The organism is Streptomyces sp. NPDC031210, from assembly GCF_055570395.1.
The window spans coordinates 51,282-73,469 of the sequence record NZ_JBVIHH010000022.1 but is presented as its reverse complement, the minus strand read 5'-3'; the positions used below and the strand labels follow the sequence as shown (position 1 = coordinate 73,469).

Sequence of the window (22,188 nt, the reverse complement as noted above, 5' to 3'; positions counted from 1 at the left end):
GATCTGACACCATTTCTTCGGAAGGGTCAGCTCCAGAGCGGGAATCCGGTACGACATGACGTGTACGGGACGAGCGCAACGCAGGACGGAGCAGGCCGCCACCATGACCAGGGGACGGATGGGACCGCGCAGTGCGGGGCAACGACCGCTACGAGGCTGACGACCACCTCTCGCAGTTCGAAGCCGAGATGGAGCGGCTGAAGACCGAGCGGGACAAGGCCGTCCAGCACGCCGACGATCTCGGCTATCAGGTCGAGGTGCTGCGCGCCAAGCTCCACGAGGCGCGCCGCAACCTCGCGACCCGCCCTGCCTACGACAACATCAGTCATCAGGCCGAACAGCTCCTGCGCAACGCGCAGATCCAGGCCGACCAACTGCGTTCGGACGCCGAGCGCGAGCTGCGCGAGGCCCGCGCGCAGACCCAGCGGCTGCTCCAGGAGCAGGCCGAGCGGCAGTCCCGGCTGGAGGCCGAGCTGCACGCCGAGGCGGTCAGCCGCCGGCAGCGCCTGGACGAGGAGCTCAACGAGCGCCGCCAGACCGTCGAATCGCACGTCAACGAGAACGTCGCCTGGGCCGAGCAGCTCAGGGCCCGTACGGAGTCCCAGGCCCGCCGTCTGATGGAGGAGTCCCGGGCGGAGGCCGAGCAGGCGCTCGCCTCGGCGCGGGCCGAGGCGCAGCGGCTGGCGGAGCGGGCCCGCGAGCGGCTGAACACCGAGGCCGAAGAGGCCCGCGCGGAAGCGGAAAGCATCCTGCGCCGGGCGCGTACGGACGCCGAGCGGCTGTTGAACGCCGCCTCGAACCAGGCCCAGGAGGCCACCGACCAGGCCGAGCAGCTACGGACCAGCGCGGGCACGGAGTCGGAGGAGGCGCGCCGGCTGGCGGCGGAGCTGACGCGGACCGCCGAGGCGCGGATCCAGGAGGCCGACACGGCGCTGCGCGAGGCGCGCGCCGAGGCGGAGAAGCTGGTCGAGGAGGCGCAACAAAGCGCCACAAAGCGGCTGTCGGCCACCGAGTCGGAGAACGAGCAGCGCACCCGTACGGCCAAGGCGGAGATCGCGCGTCTGGTCGGCGAGGCCACCAAGGAGGCCGAGGCGCTCAAGGCCGAGGCCGAGCAACTGCGGGCGGACGCGCGGGAGGAGTCCGAGCGGCTGGTCGCCGAGGCGCGGGAGGCCGCGCGGGCGAAGGCGGCGGAGGACTCCGCGGCCCAGTTGGCGAAGGCGGCCCGGACCGCGGAGGAGGTGCTGACCAAGGCGTCGGAGGACGCCAAGGCCACCACCAAGGCTGCCGCGGAGGAGGCCGAACGGCTGCGCCGGGACGCCGAGTCCGAGGCGGACCGGCTGCGCGAGCAGGCCCATGACACCGCGGCGCAGCTCAAGGGCGCGGCGAAGGACGACACCAAGGAGTACCGCGCCAAGACCGTCGAACTCCAGGAGGAGGCGCGGCGGCTGCGCGGCGAGGCGGAGCAGTTGCGGGCGGACGCGGTCGCCGAGGGCGAGCGGATCCGCAGTGAGGCGCGCCGGGAGGCGGTCCAGCAGATCGAGGAGGCCGCCGGCAGCGCCGAGGAGCTGCTGGCGAAGGCCAAGGCCGACGCCGAGGAGACCCGTTCGGGTGCCGTCGCGGAGAGCGAGCGGGTCCGGACGGAGGCCATCGAGCGCGCCACGGCGCTGCGCCGGCAGGCCGAGGAGGCCCTGGAGCGGGCCCGTACGGAAGCCGAGGAGCTGCTCACCGAGGGCGCCCAGGCCGCGGAGATGGTGACGTCCGAGGCGGAGGAGTCCGCGGCGCGGCTGCGCGCCGAGGCGGAGCGCGCGGCCGAGGAGCGGCGCGCCGAGGCCGAGGCCGAGCTGACGCGGTTGCGGACCGAGGCGGCGGACAAGGTCACCGCGGCGGAGGACGCGCTGCGCGAGGCCCGCGCGGAGGCGGAGCGGCTGCGCCGCGAGACGCAGGAGGAGGCGGCCCGCCTGAAGGCGGAGTCCGCCGAGCGGCTGCGGACGCTTCAGCAGCAGGCCGAGGAGGAGGCCGAGCGGCTGCGCACGGAGGCCGCCGCGGACGCGTCGTCGGCGCGCGCCGAGGGCGAGTCGGTGGCCGTACGGCTGCGTGGTGAGGCGGCGGCCGAGGCGGAGCGGCTCAAGGCCGAGGCGCAGGAGACCGCGGACCGGGTGCGCGCGGAGGCGGCGGCCGCTGCGGAGCGTACGAACTCCGAGGCGGCGCAGGCGCTGGCCGCGGCGCAGGAGGAGGCGGCCCGGCGGCGCCGGGAGGCCGAGCAGTTGCTGGGCGAGGCCCGCGAGGAGGCCCACCAGGAGCGCACGGCGGCGCGGGAGCAGAGCGAGGAGCTGCTGGCGTCGGCCCGTACGCGGGTGAGCGAGGCGCAGGCCGAGGCGGAGCGGCTGGTCGACGACGCCGACCGGCGGGCGAGCGAGTTGGTCGCGGCGGCCGAGCAGACCGCGCAGCAGGTGCGGGACGCCGTCGCGGGGCTGCACGAGCAGGCCGAGGAGGAGATCGCCGGGCTGCGGTCGGCGGCCGAGCACGCCGCGGAGCGCACCAGGACCGAGGCGCAGGAGGAGGCCGACCGGGTCCGCGCGGACGCCTACGACGAGCGCGAGCGGGCCTCGGCGGACGCGGCGCGGACGCGGCGCGAGTCGCAGGAGGCGTCCGAGGCCGCGAAGTCGCTGGCGGAGCGGGCGGTGGCGGAGGCCATCGAGGAGGCCGAGCGGCTGCGCACGGAGGCGGCCGGGGTTCTGGACGAGGCGCGCCGGGACGCCAACACGGCGCGGTCGGACGCGGCGGAGCAGGCCGACCGGCTGGTGTCGGAGGCGACCGCGCAGGCGGAGAAGCTGGTCACGGACGCGTCGGCGAAGGCGCAGCAGCTCCGTACCGACGCCTCCGACGCGCTGGCGGCAGGCGAGCAGGACGCGGCCCGGGCCCGGGCGGAGGCGCGGGACGACGCGAACCGGATGCGGTCGGACGCGGCGGAGCAGGCGGACCGGCTGGTCGCCGAGGCCCGTGCCGAGGCCGAACGGATCGTCACCGAGGCCACCGAGCTGACGTCCTCGGCGCAGGAGGACGCGGACCGCACGGTCCATGAGGCCCGGCAGGCCGCCGAACGACTGCGCGCGGAGGCCGAACAGCAGGCGCAGGCGCGGGTCGAGGAGGCGACGCGGGCCGCGGAGCTGCTGCGGTCCGAGGCGGCCGAGGTGCTGGAGAGCGCGCGGACGGACGCGGAGCGCACCGGCGACCAGGCGCGCGAGGCCGCCAACAAGACGCGTTCGGACGCCGCGGAGCAGGCCGACGAGCTGATGTCGGAGGCCGCGTCGGAGGCCGAGCGGCTGCGCGCGGAGGCAGCGGAGCAGGCCGCCGACGCCGAGCGGGAGGCGGACCGTACGCGGGCCGACGCCCGTGAGCAGGCGGACCGGATGATCGCCGCGGCCACCGCGGACGCGGACCGGATGCGTGCCGAGGCCGCCGAGACGGTCACCTCCGCCCAGGAGCACGCCACCCGCACCCGTAGCGAGTCCGCCAAGGTCAAGGAGGACGCCGAGGCGGAGGCGGAGCGGCTTCGGACGGAGGCGCAGCAGGAGGCCGAACGGTTGCTGGACGAGGCCCGCAAGGACGCCGCCAAGCGTCGTGGGGACGCGGCCGAGCAGGCCGACCAGCTCGTGGCCAAGGCGCAGGAGGAGGCGCTGCGCGCCGCGGCGTCCGCCGAGGAGCAGGCGGACACGATGGTCGGGGCGGCCCGCAAGGAGGCCGAGCGGATCGTCACGGAGGCGACGGCCGACGGCAATGCCCGGGTGGAGAAGGCGCGTACGGACGCCAACAACCTGCTGGGTGAGGCGCGGGGCGACGCCACGGCCATAAGGGAGCGCGCCGAAGAGCTGCGGGCGCGGATCGAGGCCGAGGTCGAGGAGCTGCACGACCGGGCCCGGCGGGAGGCGGCGGAGACGATGAAGAACGCCGGCGAGCGCGTCGACAAGCTCATCGCGCAGGCCACCGCCCAGCAGGTGGAGGCCGAGGAGAAGGCCGAGAAGATGATCTCGGACGCGAACAGCGAGGCGAGCAAGGTCCGGATCTCGGCCGTGAAGAAGGCCGAGGGCCTGATCAAGGAGGCCGAGAACAAGAAGGCCGCGGCGGTACGCGACGCGGAGCGGATGCGCGCGGAGGCCGAGGCGGAGGCCACCCGGATCGTGGACGAGGGCAAGCGCGAGCTGGAGGTCCTGGTGCGCCGGCGCGAGGACATCAACGCCGAAATCTCCCGCGTTCAGGACGTTTTGGAGGCTTTGGAGTCGTTCGAGGTGCCCACGGGGGGCGCGGAAGGCAAGAGCGGCGGCGTGAAAGCCGCCGCGGGAGCGGGCGCAACTCGTTCGAGTGGCAAGCAGTCTGAAGGGTAGCCACTCAAATGAGGGGTCATTCTCCAGATCAAACGGGCATTGACTCGATGACACGCCGTTGTGGCCCCTAGGATTCCCCTTATCACCTCACCGGTCTCTTTCGACAGGAACCCCATGAGCGACACATCCTCCCCATTCGGCTTCGAGCTCGTGCGGCGTGGGTACGACCGCGGTCAGGTGGACGACCGCATTACGAAGCTCGTCGCCGACCGTGACAGCGCGCTGGCCCGTATCACCTCGCTGGAAAAGCGGATCGAGGAGCTGCACCTCGAAACGCAGAACGCCCAGGCCCAGGTCAATGACGCCGAACCGTCCTACGCGGGCCTCGGTGCGCGCGTGGAGAAGATCCTCCGTCTCGCCGAGGAGGAGGCCAAGGACCTGCGCGAGGAGGCCCGCCGGGCCGCCGAGCAGCACCGCGAGCTGGCCGAGTCGGCCGCCCAGCAGGTCCGTAACGACGCCGAGGCGTTCGCCGCCGAGCGGAAGTCGAAGGCGGAGGACGAGGGCGCCCGGATCGTCGAGAAGGCCAAGGGCGAGGCGTCCACGCTGCGTGCCGAGGCGCAGAAGGACGCGCAGTCCAAGCGCGAGGAGGCGGACTCCCTCTTCGAGGAGACCCGGGCCAAGGCCGCGCAGGCCGCCGCGGACTTCGAGACCAACCTCGCCAAGCGCCGCGAGCAGTCCGAGCGTGACCTTGCCTCGCGTCAGGCCAAGGCCGAGAAGCGTCTCGCGGAGATCGAGCACCGCGCCGAGCAGCTCCGCCTGGAGGCGGAGAAGCTGCGTACGGACGCCGAGCGCCGGGCCCGCCAGACGGTGGAGACCGCGCAGCGCCAGGCCGAGGACATCGTGGCCGACGCCAACGCCAAGGCCGACCGGATCCGCAGCGAATCGGAGCGCGAGCTGGCGGCGCTGACCAACCGCCGCGACTCCATCAACGCCCAGCTCACGAACGTCCGCGAGATGCTGGCGACGCTGACGGGTGCGGCCGTGGCCGCCGCCGGCGCGCCGGGCGACGACGAGTCCGTCTCCCGCGGCGTGCCCGCCCAGCAGTCCCGCTGACGCTCCGCGGGCCGCGCCCAGCGGTTTCCTCCGCCCCCGTACCGCCCTTGTGGTGGTGCGGGGGCGTTGTCGTGGCGGGGGCTCCGCCGGGCGGCGGAGCCCCGGTGGCACGGGCCCGGGGCCGCGCCTAGCGTGCTCTACATGATCGAGCTCGACGGGCTGACCAAGCATTACGGCGACAAGGTCGCCGTCGACCACCTCACCTTCACGGTGCGGCCCGGTATCGTCACCGGCTTCCTCGGCCCCAATGGTGCGGGCAAGTCCACCACCATGCGGATGATGCTCGACCTGGACAATCCGACCGCCGGCACGGTCCGTATCGACGGCCGGCACTACCGGCAGTTGCGCGATCCGCTGAGCCGGGTCGGCGCGCTGCTGGACGCCAAGGCGATGCACGGCGGCCGCAGCGCGTTCAACCATCTGCTGTGCCTGGCGCAGAGCAACGGCATTCCGCGCGCCCGGGTCGGCGAGGTGCTGGACACGGTCGGGCTGAGCGCGGTCGCCCACAAGCGGTCCAAGGGCTTCTCCCTGGGAATGGGGCAGCGGCTGGGGATCGCCGCGGCGCTGCTCGGCGACCCGGAGATCCTGATGTTCGACGAACCGGTCAACGGGCTGGACCCGGAGGGCATCCACTGGATCCGCAATGTGATGAAGAACCTCGCGAGCCAGGGCCGTACCGTCTTCGTCTCCTCGCATCTGATGAGCGAGATGGCGCTGACCGCCGACCATCTGGTCGTCATCGGGCAGGGCCGGCTGATGGCGGACACGTCGATGGCGGAATTCATCCAGCAGAACTCGCGGTCCTTTGTGCGGATGCGGTCGCCGGAGCCGGAGCGGCTGCTGGACGTGCTGCACGCCGAGGGCCTCACGGCGGTGCGGGCCGGCGACGGCTCGCTGGAGATCGACGGCGCGCGGGCGGAGCTGCTGGGTGAGCTGGCGGCCCGGCACCGGCTCGTGCTGCACGAGCTCAGCTCCCAGAATGCTTCGCTGGAGGAGGCGTTCATGCAGCTCACGGCGGCGTCGGTGGAGTATCACGCGCATGGCGGCGAGCCGTCGGCGGCGGGCGGGCCGGTCGCGGGCGGGCCGGTGCCGGGCGCGCCGCCGGGGCCGCCGCCCGTGGGGTCGGGAACGGGTGGCTGGGGCGCGGACTGGCAGCGGAAGGGGAGCTGACGATGGCGGCGCTCACGCGGGTTCTGCGGTCGGAGTGGACCAAGATCAGGTCGGTGCGGTCGACGGTGTGGACGCTCGGCATCGCCGTGGTGGTCACCGTCGGCCTGGGCATGCTGATCTGCCTCCTGGCCAAGAACGACTTCGACTCGATGTCGCTGAGGGACCGGATCACCTTCGACGCCACCAACATCAGCTTCGCCGGGATGGGCCTGGGCCAGCTCGCGATGATCGTCTTCGGGGTGCTGGTGGTGTCCAACGAGTACAGCACCGGCATGATCCGCACCTCGCTCGCCGCCGTGCCGCAGCGCGGCACCTTCCTGTTCTGCAAACTGCTCGTCGCGACGGCGCTGGTTTTCCTGGTCGGCCTGGTGACGAGTTTCGTGACGTTCTTCGCCGGCCAAGCGGTGCTGGGCGAGCACCGCGCCCATCTCGGCGATCCGGGCGTGCTGCGCGCGGTCATCGGCGGCGGCCTCTACATGACGCTGATCGCGCTGTTCTCGATGGCGGTGGCGACGATGCTGCGCAGTCCGATGCTGTCGCTGGGCATCCTGATGCCGTTCTTCTTCCTGATCTCCAACATCCTCGGCAACGTCTCCGCGACCCGGAAGATCGGCCACTACCTGCCCGACCAGGCGGGCCAGAAGGTGATGCGGGTCGTTCCCCGGCTGGGCGACGAGGTGCCGTACGGGCCGTGGGGCGGTCTGGCCATCATGGTCGGCTGGACGGTCGTCGCGCTCGCCGGCGGGTACCTCCTGATGAAGAGGCGCGACGCCTGACCTCGGGGGTGACACATGCCTCTTGTCCGTTTGACGGGAACCGTCAACGGAGCGATAGCCTCCTAACCCTCACGGGGGTACGAGGGCGCCTCGGCCCCGATGCGATCTCGCGAGGGGCGGAGAATGATCGAGGCAGTCGGCCTGACGAAGCGCTACGGCGCCAAGACGGCCGTGCACAACCTGTCGTTCCAGGTACGGCCGGGCACGGTCACCGGCTTCCTGGGGCCCAACGGCTCCGGCAAGTCGACGACGATGCGGATGATCCTGGGCCTGGACACACCGACCTCGGGCCACGCCACCGTCGGCGGCCACCCGTTCCGCAAGCTTCCCAACGCCCCCCGCCAGGTGGGCGCGCTGCTCGACGCCAAGGCGGTGCACGGCGGCCGCAGCGCGCGCCAGCACCTGCTCTCGCTCGCCCAGCTCTCGGGGATCCCGGCCCGCCGGGTCGATGAGGTGCTCGGCGTGGTGGGCCTCCAGGACGTGGCGGGCCGGCGTTCGAAGGGCTTCTCGCTCGGCATGGGCCAGCGGCTGGGCATCGCCGCGGCGCTGCTCGGCGACCCGCAGGTGCTGCTCTTCGACGAGCCGGTCAACGGTCTCGACCCGGAGGGCATCCTGTGGGTGCGCAACCTGATGAAGCGCCTGGCGTCGGAGGGCCGTACGGTCTTCGTCTCCTCGCACCTGATGAGCGAGATGGCGCTCACCGCCGAGCATCTGATCGTCATCGGCCGCGGACAGCTCCTCGCGGACATGTCCGTCAAGGACTTCATCTCGGCCAACTCGGCCGATTTCGCCCGGATCCGCACGCCCGACACCGAGCCGGAGCAGCGCGAGAAGCTGACCGCGGCGCTCGCCGAGGCGGGCGGTCAGGTCGCGCCCGAGAAGGACGGCGCGCTGCGGGTGACCGGGCTGGCGCTGCCCCGCATCAGCGATCTCGCGCACCAGGCCGACGTCCGGCTGTGGGAGCTGTCGCCGCACCAGGCGTCCCTGGAAGAGGCGTACATGCAGTTGACGCAGGGCGTGGTCGACTACCGCTCGACCATCGACCAGCGGGCCGGTCTCCAGCAGATGCCCGCCGGGTACGCGCCCCAGGGCGGCGCACCGCAGGGCTATCCGCCCCAGGGGTACGCGCCGGGCCAGGGCGGCCCCGGCCACCCCGGCGGTCCCGGTCAGGGACAGCCCAACCCGTACGCCCAGCCGGACCCCTACGCCCGGCAGGCGCCCGGGGCCGCTCCCGGGCCGGGTTATCCGCCGCCCGCCCCGGAGCAGGGTCACCCGTACGGGTCGCCCGCTCCGTACGGCACACCCCACCCGTACGAGCAGCAGCACGCCGCGCCGATGCCGCCGGCCGACCGGCCCGCCGCCCCCGCCGACCAGCCCACGCCGCACCACGAGGAAGCCCGATGACCAGCCCTCAGCAGCCGCAGCCCCAGCCGCAGCCTGAGCGGGGACCCGGCGACGCCGCCGCGCAGGTGCCGCCCGCGCCGCCGATGCCGCCCGCCGCCCCGCCCCAGCCGCAGGGCCCGCCGCCGCAGTCGGGGCAGCCGGACCGGCAGCCGCCCGCCCCGGAGCGGGAGGCCGGCACGATGATGCTCCAGGCCCAGCAGGCGCCCGCGCAGCCCGCGCCCGCCAAGGAGCAGGGCACGATGATGCTCCAGGCGCAGCCGCTCCCCCAGGCCCAGCCGCCGGCCGACGCGCCGCGGTCGGCCCAGGCGCCGCAGCCGCTCGCGGCGCACGGCCCGGGCCAGGAGCAGGGCACGATGATGCTCCAGGCGCAGGGACAGGCGCCGGCCCCTCCCGCTCAGCAGCAGCCCGCGTACGCCTCGCAGGCCCCCCAGCACCAGCACCAGCACCAGGCGCAGCAGGGGCACCCCCAGCAGCAGCCCGCCCCCAACTGGCAGGGCGGCGGCTCCGGTTACGTCTCGCCGATCCCGGTGCGCCGTACCCACCTCGGCCACGCGCTGGCCTCGGAGTGGACGAAGATCCGCTCGGTGCGCTCGACGCTCTGGACGCTGGGCGCGATGGTCCTGGTCATCCTGGGCATCGGCCTGATGACCGCGCTCGCGCTGGGCGGCCCGGACCGCGTGGTCGATCCGAAGCTCGGCTTCGCCTTCCTCGGCGTGCTGTTGGGCACCCTGTGCGTCATCCCGCTGGGCGTCCTGGTGATCTCCTCCGAGTACGGCACGGGGATGATCCGCACCACGATGACCGCCTGCCCCAGCCGGGCCCGGGTGCTCACGGCCAAGGCGCTGGTCTACTTCGCCCTCGCCTTCGTCATCACGACCGTCACCACCACCCTCGTCGCGCTGTTCACCTCCGGGATGCTCAACGGCCCGGACCCGACGACCGACCAGTGGCTGCGCGCCACGGTGGGCGCCGGGCTCTACGTGTCGATGCTCGGGCTCCTGGCGCTGGCGGTGGGCTCCCTCCTGCGGCACTCGGCGGGCGCCATCAGCGCCATGCTCGGTCTGGTGCTGCTGCCGATGCTGCTGGCGGTCTTCATGGTCGGCTCGGAGAGTCTGCAGCCGGTCAGCAAGGCGCTGATCCACTACTCGGTCCCCAACTCCCTGGCGACCATCTACGACAACCCGTTCCTCCGAGGCGGGCCGGAGGGCTGGACGCCGCTGTGGATCCTCACCGCGGTGACCGCCGCCGCGCTCGGCGGCGCCTACGCCGCCCAGGCCCGCCGGGACGTGTGAGCCGCACAGATCAGGCCGCGCGCGTTCAGTAGCGCGGCGCGTTACGGGACCGCTGGAGCCGCGCGCTCCGGCGGTCCCGCGCGTTCCAGCAGGCGGTGTGCCAGTGCCTGCGATCGTCGATGTCGCCGTACCGCGGCCAACTGACGACGTGCGGCACGCCGGAGGGGATCTCCTGGTCGCAGCCCGGGCACCGGTAGCTCTTGGCGGCTCCGCCGCCGCCGACCCGCCGGACGACCCACTCCTCACCCCGCCACTCCTCGGTACTCTCCCAACCACCTCCGGAAGGCGCCCCCGGGCGGGGGGTGGGCTGCGCACCGCCGCGCTGGCGGTTTCGACGCGGAGACACTGGGGCACCTCGGGAAATCTGCGGGGTCGTGGGCTGCCACCAGCGTACGCGGGCCGGTCCGGGGCGGGCGCCGCCCGCCGGGTTTCTGCGATCATCGGGAAATTTCGCGACAGGCCGTGCCCTTGGCACGTGTCGGGCGTTGTTGCCTGTAAGGGGGAAGTCGCGTCGGCTGCGAGGAGGCGGAGAGCGATGCGCGTGGGCGCTTTCATCCTGGCCGCTCAATTCCCCGGCCAGGGACAGGGGGAGGCACTGCATCGCGCGGTGCGCTCGGCGGAGGTGGCGGAGCGGGCCGGGCTCGATGACGTCTGGCTGGCCGAGCACCATTTCGTGCCGTACGGCGTCTGCCCGAATGCCGTGACGCTGGCCGCGCTGCTGCTGGGCCGCACCCGCCGGATCGGCGTGGGGACGGCCGTCAGTGTACTGCCGACCCAGCATCCGGTGACCCTGGGTGAGCAGGCGGCGCTGCTGCACCTCGTCTCCGACGGCCGGTTCACGCTCGGCGTCGGCCGGGGCGGTCCGTGGGTGGACCTGGAGGTCTTCGGGGCGGGCCTGGCGGCGTACGACCGCGGCTTCCCCGAGTCGCTCGACCTGCTGCTGCGCTGGCTGCGCGAGCCCCGGGTCGGCGCGGACGGTGAGCGTTACTCGTTCCGGGAGGTGGCGGTCGTCCCGCGGCCGTCCGAAGCGCTGGGCGGGCCGGACGGCGCGCCGCGTGCCCCGGGCCCGCCGGTCGTGGTGGCCTGCACCTCGCCCGCCTCGGTCCGCCTGGCCGCCGCGCGCGGTCTGCCGATGCTGCTGGGCATGCACTGCGGTGACGAGGAGAAGGCGGAGATGGTCGCCCTGTGGCGGTCGGCGGCGCTGGAGGCCGGCCGGGACGGCGACGAAGTGGCCGCGGCCGGGCATGTGTCGGCGGGTGTCGTGCAGATCGCCGACGGCCGCGGTGAGGCGGCCGAGACGTTGACGAAGGCGATGCCGGGCTGGCTGCGGCAGGGGCTGGGCGCGCATGTCACGGTCGACGGCCGCTATCGCACGATGCGAGATCCGCTGGCCTATACGGAGTTGCTGTGCCGGCTGCACCCCGTCGGGCCGCCGCGGCTGTGCGCGGACCGGCTGGCCGCGTCGGCGGAGCGTACGGGCATCACGAGGTTCGCGCTGCTCGTGGAGGGCTCCGGCGATCTCGCCGCCACGGAGGAGAACGTCCGCCGGCTGGGCGCGGAGGTGCTGCCGGAGTTGGGGTGATCCCGTCCGGGGCGACGGGACGGCCCGCCGGCGAGGTGACGCCGCGTGGACGCCACCAGGCTGTCTGCGGGGCGCTGTGCCGTGGAAGGGGTGGTGGTGCTGCCGCTGGCGCACCGGCACCGCGTGCGGGCCGGGAATCGCGTGCGCAGCGGCAGCAACTCCGATCAGCAGTCGCGGAGTTCGGGCGACTGGTTCAGCAGCTGACCCCGTATGGAGGTGAATCGGGCCAGGCGGTCGTCCACCGTCGGGTCGAGCGGGAACACCGCGACCCGGTGGCAGTTCTGGAAGGCGAGACGCACACCGAAGTGGCGCTCCAACGACCCGCGTATCGCGTCACTCGCCAGCGCGCGCAGCAACTGGCCGCGCGCCTGCTCGTCCGGCGGCGGCGTCTGGTTGTCGGCGAACTCTCCGCCGTCCACCTTTAGCTGGGCCACCAGGGAGCTGATCATCCCCCATGCGTAAGGCAGGGAGGTCCGGACGCAGTCGACAAATGCGGCTTCGTCGACCTCGCCTCGCTCGGCCTGTTCGAGGAGGGCCGGTGAGACGTCGAGCGACATGAGGTTCTCCTCTCGCGGCCCCGCCGGGACGGGGCCTCAGGGATGGGACAGGGGTTCGCGACGCAGCGTGTTCGTATCACGACCCCCTGCTTCAACGGTATGCCGCGCATGGGGCCCGCACCAGGAGATTGCACATACAACCGGCCAATGGCGAACGCCGGGGGTGCGGGGATTTCCTCCGTAAAGGCACAGTGATCCACAGACGAATCGCGCCGGGTGCCTCCGGTCGAGTAGCGTGACGCACCATGCGTCTCGTCATCGCCCGCTGCTCCGTGGACTACGCGGGCCGGCTCACCGCCCACCTGCCCTCGGCCCCTCGTCTGATCCTTGTGAAGGCGGACGGCTCCGTCTCCATTCACGCGGACGACCGGGCTTACAAACCGCTCAACTGGATGTCCCCGCCCTGTTCCCTCAAGGAGGGGGACGGCGATGTGTGGACGGTGGAGAACAAGGGCGGCGAGAAGCTCATCATCACGCTGGAGGAGGTCCTGCACGACTCCTCGCACGAGCTCGGCGTGGACCCCGGCCTGATCAAGGACGGCGTCGAGGCGCACCTTCAGGAGCTGCTCGCGGACCGGATCGAAACCCTCGGTAACGGCTATTCCCTGATTCGGCGTGAATACCCCACCGCCATCGGACCGGTGGATATCTTGTGCCGGGACGCTGATGGCCAGACCGTCGCCGTCGAGATCAAGCGGCGGGGCGAGATCGACGGAGTCGAGCAGCTCACCCGCTATCTCGAACTCCTCAACCGCGACCCGCATCTCGCCCCGGTCAAGGGCGTCTTCGCCGCTCAGGAGATCAAGCCGCAGGCACGGGTGCTGGCGACCGACCGCGGTATCGGCTGTGTGGTGCTGGACTACAACGCGCTGCGCGGCATCGAGGACGACAAGCTCCGCCTGTTCTGATCCGCCCGATCCGCTGTCCGTGGTGAACCGCCTGCGGTGACCACCTGTGGTGACCAACTGCGGTGACCAACTGCCTTGATCTTCCCGCCCGGCGCTCGGCCGGGTGGGCCGCAGAGAAGACATACGACGGCCCGGTAGGTGACCGGCCCGCCTTCGTGGCGGCCGGTGATCTACCGGGCCGTTGCGCTGCCCGTGACGTGTCAGACGGTCGGGCTGCCGGAGCCCGCGTCGGCGGTCGGGGACGTGCCGTCGGTGGCGGACGCGCCGGCCTCCGGGCTGCCGCTGGAGGGCCCCGCGGCGGTCTGCGAGGGGCTCTCGGTCGTCGGCTTGTCCGTCGGGTCGCCGGTCGGCGTGCCGGTGGGGTCGGTCGACTCCGTCGGCGTCGGTTCCGGCTTCTGGGTCGGGGTCTGGGTGGGGCGGGTGGGCCGGCTGGTGGGGCTGGTCGGCCGGGTGGTGGGGTCGGCCGGTCCGGTCGTCGGGTCCGCCGGGTCCGTGCTGGGGTCGGTGGGGACGCCGCTGGTGGCGGAGCCGCTGGCCGACGGTGCCGGGCGCTGCGGGCGGCCGGTGGTGCCGTGCGTGGGCGTGCGGTGGCCGGCGGGCGGCCGGCTCTCCGCCGTGCCGGGCTCGTCCGCGGGCAGCTCGGAGTCGCTTCCGTCGTCGGTGGTCTGTTCGGTGGTGACCCTGCCGCCGGGGGCGTCGTCGTCCGAGGCCGCGCCGAGCGTGACGACGGTGCCGAGGACGGCCGCGAGCACGGCGCCGGCCCCGGCGGCCACCAGGTTGCGGCGCGTCCCGCCGAGGGCGAGGAGCTTGCGCGCCGCGGCGGTGGTCTTGGTGCCGGTGGTGCTCGCGGGGGACTTGGCGCCCGGGGTGAGGACGGTGGGCGTGGTGTCCTCGGTGCGCGGGACGGGCAGCGCGGCGGTCGCGACCGCGTCCGGCGAGTCGGCCGCCGCCGCGGAACCGGGGGACGCCGTGAGTGCCTTGGCTGCGGGCCTGGCGGCGGGGACGGCCTGGGTGACGGCCGTGGCGGCCCGCGAGCGGTCGGTGACCAGGGCGAGGGCCCGCCGGCCGGCGACCGCCCCGTCGCGGTCGGACAGGACGCCGCGCAGGCCGATGGACGCCTCCAGCTCGGCGCGGGCCCGGTCCAGGCTGCCGGTGCACAGGGCCAGGACGCCCAGTTCGTGGTGGAAGTACGCCTCCTCGGCGACCTCGCCGGCCAGGCGGGCGGCTTCCTGGCCGTGCCGCAGGCTGCGTTCCCAGGCGCTCCAGTGCAGGGCGGCGGCGAACGCGGGGGCCGCCGTACGGGCGAGCAGCACGGCCGCGCTGGCGTGTCCGGTCTCCCGGCTGCCGGTCAGGACGCCCATGGCGGCGAGTACGGCGTCGGACTCGGCGGCGGCCCGCTCGGGCGTGACCGAGGGGTGGCCGGCCCACCAGGCGTAGTGCTGGGCCGCGGTGTGGGCCCGGCCGGCGGCGCCCTCGGCGTAGCCGGCGGCCTCCAACTGGTCCTGGACGGTCGCGGCGAGGCGGTAGTGGGTGCCGGCCGGGGTGATCAGGCCGCAGCCCAGCAGGTCGCCGAGGGCGGCGTCGGCGTGGGTGTCCTCGGTGAGCGCCGGCAGGTGGGCCTGGTGGGGCAGTTCGCCGCCGAGGGCGACGGCGAAGCGGAGGGTCTCCTGTGCGGCGGCGCCGAGCCCGGTGGCGAGCAGCGGGGCGGGCGAGGTGGCCTCACCGAGGGAGGGCAGCAGGGCCGCCTGCACGCCGCGTCGGTCGCCGGGCGCCGCGGGCTTGTCCTCGGGGGCGTCGGGGAACAGGCCGTAGCCGTCGTCGAGGGCGCCCGGCGCGGCGTGCAGGCGGTCGCGCTGCCGCAGCAGGGCCGCGGCCTGGACGAAGCGCAGCGGCAGTCCCTCGGATTCGAACCAGAGGTCGGCCGCCCAGGCTTCCTCGTCGTCGGTGAGCGGCCGGTCCACGGCGCGCTCCAGCAACCGTACGCAGGACGCGCGGCCCAGGCCGCCGAGGGAGACCTCTTCGAGGTGCGAGCCGGGGCCGGGGGCCGGGACGCCGGGCGTGGCGGAGAGGAGGAAGGCGCATTCGGGGGTGGCGTCGAGCAGTTCGCCGAGGCCGGCGCCGCCGAATTCCAGGTCGTCGAGGACGACGATCGCGCCGATGCCGCCGAGCAGTCGCAGCAGCTCCGGGCGGTCGGGGCGGTGCCGGGGGGCGCGGTAGACGGCGGCGAACAGCGCGTGCAGCACGTCGGTGGGGGTGCGGTGGTAGCCGGAGAGCCGGACGACGCCGTCGGGGGCGACGTCCGCGCAGGCGGTGGCGACGGCGTCGAGCAGGCGGGTGCGGCCCGAGCCGGGGGCGCCGGTGACGCGGACGGACCGGCCGCGCGAGAGCAGCCGCACCAGGCGTTCGATGTCCTCGGCGCGCTCTTCGAGGGGGATTTCGTGCCCGGCGAATCCGGGCGGTCCCGGGGGCAGCGGGGGCGCCGCGGCGCGGGCGGCCTCGGCGCGTTCGGCGGGCCCGAGTTTGCCGGGCGGGGCGGGGCGCTCCCCGGGCGGGCAGGGCGCTATTTCGCTGCCGTCGACGGGGTTGACGGTGACGAGGTAGGTGCCCGAGACGACCTGGGCGACGCGGGCGAGGCCGCCGGAGCCGCTCTGCGGGCCGCCGAACACGGGGGCCGGCGGCTCGGCGGTGTCGCCCTGCCGACCGTACTCCTCAGGTCCCCGGCGGGTGTTCGGGTCCATGCTCAAAGCCCCCAGAATGTGGCGTGCCGACTGCTCTTCCGGCCGTCCGCACTCCCCCGGCTTCGGCCGGGTCGTCCTCAGCCGTCGCGTCTGGTCCGGTGCCCGCCGCCGGTGTCGGCGGAGGGCTGGGAATCGAACCTTAGACGTGGGGAGCGCGGTGGCGCATCGTTGGGGTCAGGTCATGACCGGAAGAGCCCACCATGGAAGATATTGCGCCTTTTAACGTCGTTTGCCGTGTGATCTTGATCGTCTGCGGGCCGGCCGGCCACCCCACGGCCCGCCTCTCACACGCGAGGAAGCGATTCAGCTTCGAGGCCGCCCTCGATGGCGAGGATGCGGTGCAGCCGGGTGGCCACCAGGAGGCGCTGCATCTGGGGCGGCACGCCGCGCAGCACGAGGCGGCGGTTGACCCGGCCCGCGCGGCGGTGCGCACCCATGATCACGCCGAGGCCGGTGGCGTCCCACGAATCCAGCTCGGTCAGGTCCAGCACGAGGTCGCCCCGACCGGAGTCGACTGCGGTGTGCAGGGCCGTACGGGCGTCCGCCGCGCTGCGGACGTCGAGGCGGCCCCCGACGACCAGCTCGACGTGGTCGCCCCTGATGTGCATATGCGCTCCCCGAAGTGATCGGCATTCGTGCGTTGACGTCTACAGAACTGACTGCCTCTCATGCGGCGAAGTTGCCGCCTGTAAGCGAACCGATACCGAATTCACTCCGGAGAGTGAGTCCATCGGGCGGAAAGCCCGTGCGGCGGTATCAGTGCTCGTAGAAGCCCTGCCCACTCTTGCGGCCGATATCGCCCGCATCGACCATTCGCCGCATGATTTCCGGCGCCGCGAACTTCTCGTCCTGGGACTCGGTGTAGATGTTGTCGGTGGCGTGCAGCAGGATGTCGACGCCCGTCAGGTCGGCGGTGGCCAGCGGTCCCATCGCGTGGCCGAAGCCCAACTTGCAGGCGGTGTCGATGTCCTCGGCGGTCGCCACGCCCGATTCGTAGAGCTTCGCGGCCTCGACCACCAGTGCCGTGATCAGGCGGGTGGTGACGAAGCCGGCCACGTCGCGGTTGACGACGACGCAGGTCTTGCCGACGGACTCGGCGAACTCGCGGGCGGTGGCGAGGGTTTCGTCGCTGGTCTTGTAGCCGCGCACCAGCTCGCAGAGCTGCATCATCGGCACCGGCGAGAAGAAGTGCGTGCCGACGACCCGCTCGGGGCGGGAGGTGGCCGCGGCGATCTTGGTGATCGGGATGGCGGAGGTGTTGGAGGCCAGCACCGCGCCGTCCTTGGCCACCTTGTCGAGCGCCTGGAAGATCTCGCGCTTGACCTCGATCTTCTCGAAGACGGCCTCGACGACGATGTCGGCGTCGGCGACGGCGTCCAGGTCGGTGGAGGTGGTGATCCGGCCCAGCGCCCGCTCGGCGGCGGCCGCCTCCAGCTTGCCCTTGGCGACGAACTTCTCGTACGAGGCCTCGATGCCGCCCTTGCCGCGGGCCAGCGCCTCGTCCGTCACGTCACGAAGGACGACGTCCCAACCCGCCTGGGCCGAGACCTGCGCGATACCCGACCCCATGAGTCCGGCTCCGATGACGGCGAGCTTCCTTGCCACTGCTGTCCCCTAACACCCTGTGCACTTGACGGCTCTCAAGGTGACGTTAGCGGTCGTGAGCGATCCTTTGGGGGCGAAGAGATGCGCGTCACGTCTCAGATGACGGACCTCACACGGACCGGGCCGGCGCGCCCCGCCCGGCCGGCCGCGGCGCGCCCCCGCACCGGCCGCGCGTGCGAAGCGGCCGCTCGGGCCGGGGAGTTGGCGCGCGGCCCCGGCCCCAGGGGCCGGCGCACCGTCCGGAGGTGCGCTTCGCCGGTCGCGGCGTAGGCTCGCCCGTATGGTGAATCTGACGCGCATCTACACCCGCACGGGCGACAAGGGCACCACCGCCCTCGGCGACATGAGCCGCACGGCCAAGACCGATTCGCGGATCGCGGCCTACGCCGACGCCAACGAGGCGAACGCGGCCATCGGCGTGGCCCTGGCCCTCGGTTCGCTGCCCGAGGACGTCGCGGCGGTGCTGCTGCGGGTGCAGAACGACCTCTTCGACGTCGGCGCCGACCTCTCCACACCCGTCGTCGCCGACCCCGAGTTCCCGCCGCTGCGCGTCGAGCAGAGCTACATCGACAAGCTGGAGGCGGACTGCGACCGCTTCCTCGCGGAGCTGGAGAAGCTGCGCAGCTTCATCCTCCCGGGCGGGACGGCCGGCGCGGCGCTGCTGCACCAGGCGTGCACGGTCGTACGGCGCGCCGAGCGCTCGACCTGGGCGGCGTTCGAGGAGCACGGCGACACGATGAACCCGCTGACCGCCACCTACCTCAACCGCCTGTCCGACCTCCTGTTCATCCTGGCGCGCAGCGCCAACAAGGAGGTCGGAGACGTGCTGTGGGTGCCGGGCGGCGAACGCTGACGGCGGGGGGACGGGTAGGCCCGAGGACGAGCCCTAACGGAGCGTCTTCTCCTGCTCGCGTGCCGGTTCCGCCGCGGGCGCGCCGGCGCGCGGGTCCTTCTTCTGCCAGATGAGGTACGTCAGGGCGATGAGGCCGTGGATGACGAGGATGCGCAGCGTCGTGCCCTGCCAGGCGCGCAGCGAGGCGGTGTCGCCGCCCGCGCCGACGTACCAGATCGCGCTCTGGAGGAGGGCCTCGGCGACGGCCACCATCAGCACCGTGCGCAGCCACAGCTTCGCCTCGTGCAGGGCGCGGGCGAGGCCGTAGCGCGGCGGCACGACCGGCGGCGGTCCGCCCGCGAAGCGGTGCGCGAACCGCTCGTCGACCCACGTGACGGTGTAGTGGCCGTAGGCGACGGTGTAGCCGATGTAGACGGCGGCCAATCCGTGTTTCCAGTCCGCCGCCGCGCCGTTCTTGAGGTCGATGGCGGTGACGATCAGCAGCACCAGCTCCAGCAGCGGCTCCGTCAGGAGCACCGCGGCGCCGGTGCGCGGCATCCGTGCCAGGTAGCGCAGGGCCAGGCCGGCGACCAGCAGGACCCAGAAGGCGACCTCGCAGACGATGATCAGTGCGGCGACCACGGCCGTCTCCTCTCAGCAGCTTTCCGGCCCTTACGTCCCCAAGCCTCGCAGCGCCGGACGCCCGCCACGTCGTCGCGCGCGACGATCCGCGACTGCGACTTTCGATGTAGCGGGCGCCGGGCGGGGAGGACCCGGACGTGGAGGCGGCGGCCCCCGGCGCCGTGTTTGATGGACGGGTGACCGCACGATCCGCCGCCGCCCCCGGCCGGCCGCACCGCGTCGACGTGCTCATCGCGGGCTGCGGGCTGCTCGGCGGGCTGGCGCTGTGGGCGCTGCGGCTGCACGGCGGTCCCCCGCTCCTGGGCCTGCCGCCCCCGCTCACCCTGGTGGCGCTCGCCGCGATGTCGGGGGCCGAGCTGCTGCGGCGTACGGCCCCGATGACCGCGCTGGTCATCGCGGTGCCGGCGCTGGCGCTGGACCTCTGCACCGCCACCCTGGTCGCGACCGTGCTGATGTTCACGGACGTGGTCTACGCCGCGGTGCTGTACGGCACCCCGGCCGCCGCCCGCCGTATCCCCCTGCACAGCGTCCTGGTGACGGTCCTGGCGACCCTGGTGCTGACCGCGCTGTGGCGGCACCCGCAGGTGCTGCTGTTCAGCATCGCCATCGGACTGGTCACCATCGCGCCGGCCTGGACCGGCGCGCTCCTGCGCGATCACCGCGACGCGGCGCAGGCCGCCCGGCTGCGGGCCGAGCAGACCGCGCTGCTGGCGGAGATGGACCGTACCCAGGCGGTGGCCGGCGAGCGCGCGCGGATGGCGCGCGAGCTGCACGACGTGGTCGCCAACCACCTCTCCGCCATCGCGATCCACTCGACCGCCGCGCAGGCCATCGACGATCCGGCGGCGACCCGTGAGGCGCTGGGGGTGATCCGGGAGAACAGCGTGCAGGGACTGGCCGAAATGCGCCGCCTGATCGGGCTGTTGCGGGACCCGAAGGCGCCCGGCGGCTGTGAGATGCCGGCCGCCACCCACACCCTGGACGGGCTGGACGCGCTGATCACCCAGGCGCGCACCAACGGCGCCGGCAGCGGTCTGGCCTTCGCCCTGGACGACGCCCGGGCGGACGGACCGGGGTCCGGGGCGAAGCCGGCGGTGCCGGTGGAACTCGCCGCGTACCGCATCGTCCAGGAAGCACTCACCAACGCCCTCAAGCATGCCGCGCCCGGCGAGGTGCGGGTGCGGATCGCCCATGAGCGGGACGGGGCGCTCACCGTCACCGTCAGCAGTCCGTTCGCCGACCGACGCCGGCCGCGCGCGCCCGGTTCCGGCGCCGGCCTGGTGGGGATGCGGGAGCGGATCGCCCTGCTGGGCGGGGCGTTCGAGGCCGGCCCGGAGAGCGGGCCGGCCGGGAGAGTCTGGGTGGTGCGGGCCACGCTGCCCGCGCCCGAGGAGGAAGGACAACGATGACAGGCGCCGCGGTGCGGCCGATCCGGGTTCTCGTCGCGGAGGACCAGTCCGCCGTACGCGCCGGGCTGGTGCTCATCCTGCGCTCCGCCCCCGACATCGAAGTCGTCGGGGAGGCGGTGGACGGCGAGGAGGCGGTCCGCCTCGCCCGGGAGCTGCGCCCCGACCTGGTTCTCATGGACATCCGGATGCCCCGGCTGGACGGGGTGTCCGCCACCCGCCGAGTCGTCGCCGAGCAGTTGGCGGACGTGCTGGTGCTGACCACGTTCGACCTGGACGAATACGTCTTCGGGGCGCTGCGGGCGGGGGCCGCGGGCTTCCTGCTGAAGGACACCGACGCGGCCGCGCTGCTGACCGCGGTGCGGACGGTGGCGGCCGGTGAGGGGCTGATCGCTCCGGCGGTGACCCGCCGGCTGATCGCGGAGTTCGCCGGCCCCCGTACGGCGGGGCGGCCGGCGCCGGGGGACCGCCAGGCGCCCGATCCGGCCGTGCTGGACGCGCTGACGCCGCGCGAGCGGGAGGTGCTGGGCTGCCTGGGGCGGGGGCTGTCGAACGCGGACATCGCGCTGCGGCTGACGATGGCGGAGGCCACCGTGAAGACGCACGTCAGCCGGCTGCTGGCCAAGCTGGAGCTGCGCAGCCGGGTTCAGGCGGCGGTACTGGCGCAGGAGCTGGGCGTGGACGCGCCGTGAGGCGGACCGGCCTCACGCCACATTGACCCTCTGGCCGGGGGGTGCCGCCTCCAGCCAGGCGAGGAAGCCGGTGAGGGCGTCCTCGCTCATCGCCAGTTCCAGGCGGGTGCCGCGGTGCCGGCAGACGAGCACGAGGGAGTCGGAGAGCAGCGCCAGCTCCTCCTCACCCTGAGGGGTGCGGCGCTGGACGACCTCGATGGCGGAGCGTTCCAGGACGCGGCGGGGCCGGGGGGCGTAGGAGAACACCCGGAACCACTCGATGCGGTCGCCGTTGTAGCGCGCCACACCGTAGATCCAGCCCTTGCCGCTCGGGTCGGCCTCGTCCTCGGGTACGTTCCAGCGCAGGCTGCAGTCGAAGGTGCCGCCGGAGCGCTGGATGAGCCGCCGCCTCAGTCCGAAGACGAACAGTCCCAGCAGCGCCAGCAACACGACCGCGCCGCTCACAAGCAGAGCGAGGACCATCTCGACCGACCTCCTCGCCTTGGTGGGGGTACCCCCGCGCCGGTCGGGCGTGGGGGAGGGAAACGCACCTGCATTGCCTCAGCCGCGGGCCGCTCCGGAGGATTCCGGGCAGCCCGCGGCTGAGGATCGATCTCGTCGGCGGCGGGGCTCAGTGAACGCCCGTCACCGCACGCAGCCGGACATCGGCGCGGCGCTCGGCGGCCGCGTCGGCCTCCGACTTCGCTCGCTCCAGGGCCCGCTCCGCGCGCTGGACATCGATCTCGTCCGACAGTTCGGCGATCTCCGCGAGCAGAGACAGCTTGTTGTCGGCGAAGGAGATGAAGCCGCCGTGCACAGCGGCGACGACGGTGCCGTCCCCGCTCTCGCCGGTCGTACGAATCGTCACCGGGCCCGACTGCAGCACGCCGAGCAGCGGCTGATGTCCGGGCATGACGCCGATGTCGCCCGACGGGGTGCGCGCGACGACCAGGCTGGCTTCGCCGGACCAGACCTGACGGTCCGCGGCGACCAACTCGACGTGCAGCTCAGCCACGATGGCTCCTCGGGTCTCCACCTGCCTGCTGAAGCAGATGTTGGGTCAAATACTAGTGGTCGTGCGGGCCGGGGGGGGGGGGGGGGGGGGGGGGGGGGGGGGGGGGGGGGGGGGGGGGGGGGGGGGGGGGGGGGGAGGCCCCCCCCCCTCCCCCC

The 22,188-nt window shown here is 73.4% G+C and carries 19 protein-coding genes; 11 read left to right on the top strand and 8 right to left on the bottom strand.

The window, feature by feature from the left end:
• The first annotated feature begins 131 nt into the window (after positions 1-131).
• From scy to ACZ45Z_RS30460, 6 genes are all read left to right on the top strand, one after another.
• Positions 132-4,382 carry a polarized growth protein Scy gene (scy, locus tag ACZ45Z_RS30485; protein ID WP_468369223.1) on the top strand — a complete coding sequence of 1,417 codons (4,251 nt, stop codon included), beginning with the start codon at positions 132-134 and terminating at the stop codon, positions 4,380-4,382.
• A 114-nt stretch (positions 4,383-4,496) separates the two neighbouring features.
• On the top strand, positions 4,497-5,435 hold the full coding sequence (locus tag ACZ45Z_RS30480) for a cellulose-binding protein (protein ID WP_468369222.1): 939 nt from the start codon (positions 4,497-4,499) through the stop codon (positions 5,433-5,435).
• A 141-nt stretch (positions 5,436-5,576) separates the two neighbouring features.
• Entirely contained in the window at positions 5,577-6,605 is a 1,029-nt protein-coding gene (locus ACZ45Z_RS30475) for an ABC transporter ATP-binding protein (protein ID WP_468369220.1), read from the top strand.
• A 2-nt stretch (positions 6,606-6,607) separates the two neighbouring features.
• Positions 6,608-7,381, top strand: a complete 774-nt coding sequence (locus ACZ45Z_RS30470; protein ID WP_468369217.1) for an ABC transporter permease — start codon at positions 6,608-6,610, stop codon at positions 7,379-7,381.
• A 123-nt stretch (positions 7,382-7,504) separates the two neighbouring features.
• The gene (locus ACZ45Z_RS30465) at positions 7,505-8,785 is read left to right on the top strand and encodes an ABC transporter ATP-binding protein (RefSeq protein ID WP_468369215.1); all 1,281 of its coding nucleotides are present in this window, start codon (positions 7,505-7,507) and stop codon (positions 8,783-8,785) included.
• Complete coding sequence (locus ACZ45Z_RS30460; RefSeq protein WP_468369212.1) at positions 8,782-10,077, top strand: ABC transporter permease; 1,296 nt, start codon at positions 8,782-8,784, stop codon at positions 10,075-10,077. Before ACZ45Z_RS30465 ends, ACZ45Z_RS30460 begins: the two co-directional genes overlap by 4 nt.
• 25 nt (positions 10,078-10,102) lie before the next feature.
• Here the strand turns inward: ACZ45Z_RS30460 and ACZ45Z_RS30455 are convergent, their stop codons facing one another.
• Positions 10,103-10,423, bottom strand: a complete 321-nt coding sequence (locus ACZ45Z_RS30455) for an ATP/GTP-binding protein (RefSeq protein WP_468369210.1) — start codon at positions 10,421-10,423, stop codon at positions 10,103-10,105.
• Between the two features lie 189 nt (positions 10,424-10,612).
• Here ACZ45Z_RS30455 and ACZ45Z_RS30450 point away from each other — a divergent pair, with 189 nt between their 5' ends.
• Positions 10,613-11,659 (top strand): LLM class flavin-dependent oxidoreductase, encoded by a 1,047-nt coding sequence (locus ACZ45Z_RS30450; RefSeq protein WP_468369208.1) that lies wholly within the window; start codon positions 10,613-10,615, stop codon positions 11,657-11,659.
• A 164-nt stretch (positions 11,660-11,823) separates the two neighbouring features.
• On the opposite strand, the gene ACZ45Z_RS30445 is transcribed toward ACZ45Z_RS30450, so the two are convergent.
• Positions 11,824-12,216: an SCO5389 family protein gene (locus tag ACZ45Z_RS30445; RefSeq protein WP_468369206.1), complete on the bottom strand. Its 393-nt coding sequence runs from the start codon at positions 12,214-12,216 to the stop codon at positions 11,824-11,826.
• A gap of 245 nt (positions 12,217-12,461) precedes the next feature.
• On the opposite strand from ACZ45Z_RS30445, the gene nucS reads away from it, so the two are divergent.
• Positions 12,462-13,124 carry an endonuclease NucS gene (nucS, locus tag ACZ45Z_RS30440; protein WP_468369204.1) on the top strand — a complete coding sequence of 221 codons (663 nt, stop codon included), beginning with the start codon at positions 12,462-12,464 and terminating at the stop codon, positions 13,122-13,124.
• Between the two features lie 200 nt (positions 13,125-13,324).
• Here the strand turns inward: nucS and ACZ45Z_RS30435 are convergent, their stop codons facing one another.
• The 3 genes from ACZ45Z_RS30435 to ACZ45Z_RS30425 all read right to left on the bottom strand — a co-directional run bounded on the left by ACZ45Z_RS30435 (position 13,325) and on the right by ACZ45Z_RS30425 (position 17,467).
• On the bottom strand, positions 13,325-15,862 hold the full coding sequence (locus ACZ45Z_RS30435; protein ID WP_468369202.1) for an ATP-binding protein: 2,538 nt from the start codon (positions 15,860-15,862) through the stop codon (positions 13,325-13,327).
• Positions 15,863-16,146: 284 nt separating this feature from the next.
• Entirely contained in the window at positions 16,147-16,470 is a 324-nt protein-coding gene (locus tag ACZ45Z_RS30430; RefSeq protein WP_468369200.1) for an STAS domain-containing protein, read from the bottom strand.
• A 148-nt stretch (positions 16,471-16,618) separates the two neighbouring features.
• Positions 16,619-17,467 carry a 3-hydroxyacyl-CoA dehydrogenase family protein gene (locus tag ACZ45Z_RS30425; RefSeq protein WP_468369197.1) on the bottom strand — a complete coding sequence of 283 codons (849 nt, stop codon included), beginning with the start codon at positions 17,465-17,467 and terminating at the stop codon, positions 16,619-16,621.
• Positions 17,468-17,747: 280 nt separating this feature from the next.
• Between ACZ45Z_RS30425 and ACZ45Z_RS30420 the strand changes: the two genes are divergently transcribed.
• Entirely contained in the window at positions 17,748-18,320 is a 573-nt protein-coding gene (locus ACZ45Z_RS30420; protein ID WP_468369195.1) for a cob(I)yrinic acid a,c-diamide adenosyltransferase, read from the top strand.
• Positions 18,321-18,353: 33 nt separating this feature from the next.
• Here the strand turns inward: ACZ45Z_RS30420 and ACZ45Z_RS30415 are convergent, their stop codons facing one another.
• Positions 18,354-18,941, bottom strand: a complete 588-nt coding sequence (locus ACZ45Z_RS30415; protein ID WP_468369192.1) for a hypothetical protein — start codon at positions 18,939-18,941, stop codon at positions 18,354-18,356.
• Between the two features lie 176 nt (positions 18,942-19,117).
• On the opposite strand from ACZ45Z_RS30415, the gene ACZ45Z_RS30410 reads away from it, so the two are divergent.
• Complete coding sequence (locus ACZ45Z_RS30410) at positions 19,118-20,350, top strand: sensor histidine kinase (RefSeq protein ID WP_468369190.1); 1,233 nt, start codon at positions 19,118-19,120, stop codon at positions 20,348-20,350.
• Complete coding sequence (locus ACZ45Z_RS30405; RefSeq protein ID WP_468369187.1) at positions 20,347-21,039, top strand: response regulator; 693 nt, start codon at positions 20,347-20,349, stop codon at positions 21,037-21,039. Before ACZ45Z_RS30410 ends, ACZ45Z_RS30405 begins: the two co-directional genes overlap by 4 nt.
• A 12-nt stretch (positions 21,040-21,051) precedes the next feature.
• Here ACZ45Z_RS30405 and ACZ45Z_RS30400 read toward each other — a convergent pair whose 3' ends face one another.
• Complete coding sequence (locus tag ACZ45Z_RS30400) at positions 21,052-21,501, bottom strand: DUF2550 domain-containing protein (protein WP_468369184.1); 450 nt, start codon at positions 21,499-21,501, stop codon at positions 21,052-21,054.
• 148 nt (positions 21,502-21,649) lie between these two features.
• Complete coding sequence (locus tag ACZ45Z_RS30395; RefSeq protein ID WP_393896960.1) at positions 21,650-22,033, bottom strand: F0F1 ATP synthase subunit epsilon; 384 nt, start codon at positions 22,031-22,033, stop codon at positions 21,650-21,652.
• Positions 22,034-22,188 lie beyond the last annotated feature (155 nt).

Coding starts and splice junctions, on each gene's coding strand:
- ACZ45Z_RS30480 (WP_468369222.1), top strand. CDS start 4,497: ATGAGCGACACATCCTCCCCATTCGGCTTCGAGCTCGTGCGGCGTGGG.
- ACZ45Z_RS30475 (WP_468369220.1), top strand. CDS start 5,577: ATGATCGAGCTCGACGGGCTGACCAAGCATTACGGCGACAAGGTCGCC.
- ACZ45Z_RS30470 (WP_468369217.1), top strand. CDS start 6,608: ATGGCGGCGCTCACGCGGGTTCTGCGGTCGGAGTGGACCAAGATCAGG.
- ACZ45Z_RS30465 (WP_468369215.1), top strand. CDS start 7,505: ATGATCGAGGCAGTCGGCCTGACGAAGCGCTACGGCGCCAAGACGGCC.
- ACZ45Z_RS30460 (WP_468369212.1), top strand. CDS start 8,782: ATGACCAGCCCTCAGCAGCCGCAGCCCCAGCCGCAGCCTGAGCGGGGA.
- ACZ45Z_RS30450 (WP_468369208.1), top strand. CDS start 10,613: ATGCGCGTGGGCGCTTTCATCCTGGCCGCTCAATTCCCCGGCCAGGGA.
- ACZ45Z_RS30445 (WP_468369206.1), bottom strand. CDS start 12,216: ATGTCGCTCGACGTCTCACCGGCCCTCCTCGAACAGGCCGAGCGAGGC.
- nucS (WP_468369204.1), top strand. CDS start 12,462: ATGCGTCTCGTCATCGCCCGCTGCTCCGTGGACTACGCGGGCCGGCTC.
- ACZ45Z_RS30435 (WP_468369202.1), bottom strand. CDS start 15,862: ATGGACCCGAACACCCGCCGGGGACCTGAGGAGTACGGTCGGCAGGGC.
- ACZ45Z_RS30430 (WP_468369200.1), bottom strand. CDS start 16,470: ATGCACATCAGGGGCGACCACGTCGAGCTGGTCGTCGGGGGCCGCCTC.
- ACZ45Z_RS30420 (WP_468369195.1), top strand. CDS start 17,748: ATGGTGAATCTGACGCGCATCTACACCCGCACGGGCGACAAGGGCACC.
- ACZ45Z_RS30405 (WP_468369187.1), top strand. CDS start 20,347: ATGACAGGCGCCGCGGTGCGGCCGATCCGGGTTCTCGTCGCGGAGGAC.
- ACZ45Z_RS30400 (WP_468369184.1), bottom strand. CDS start 21,501: ATGGTCCTCGCTCTGCTTGTGAGCGGCGCGGTCGTGTTGCTGGCGCTG.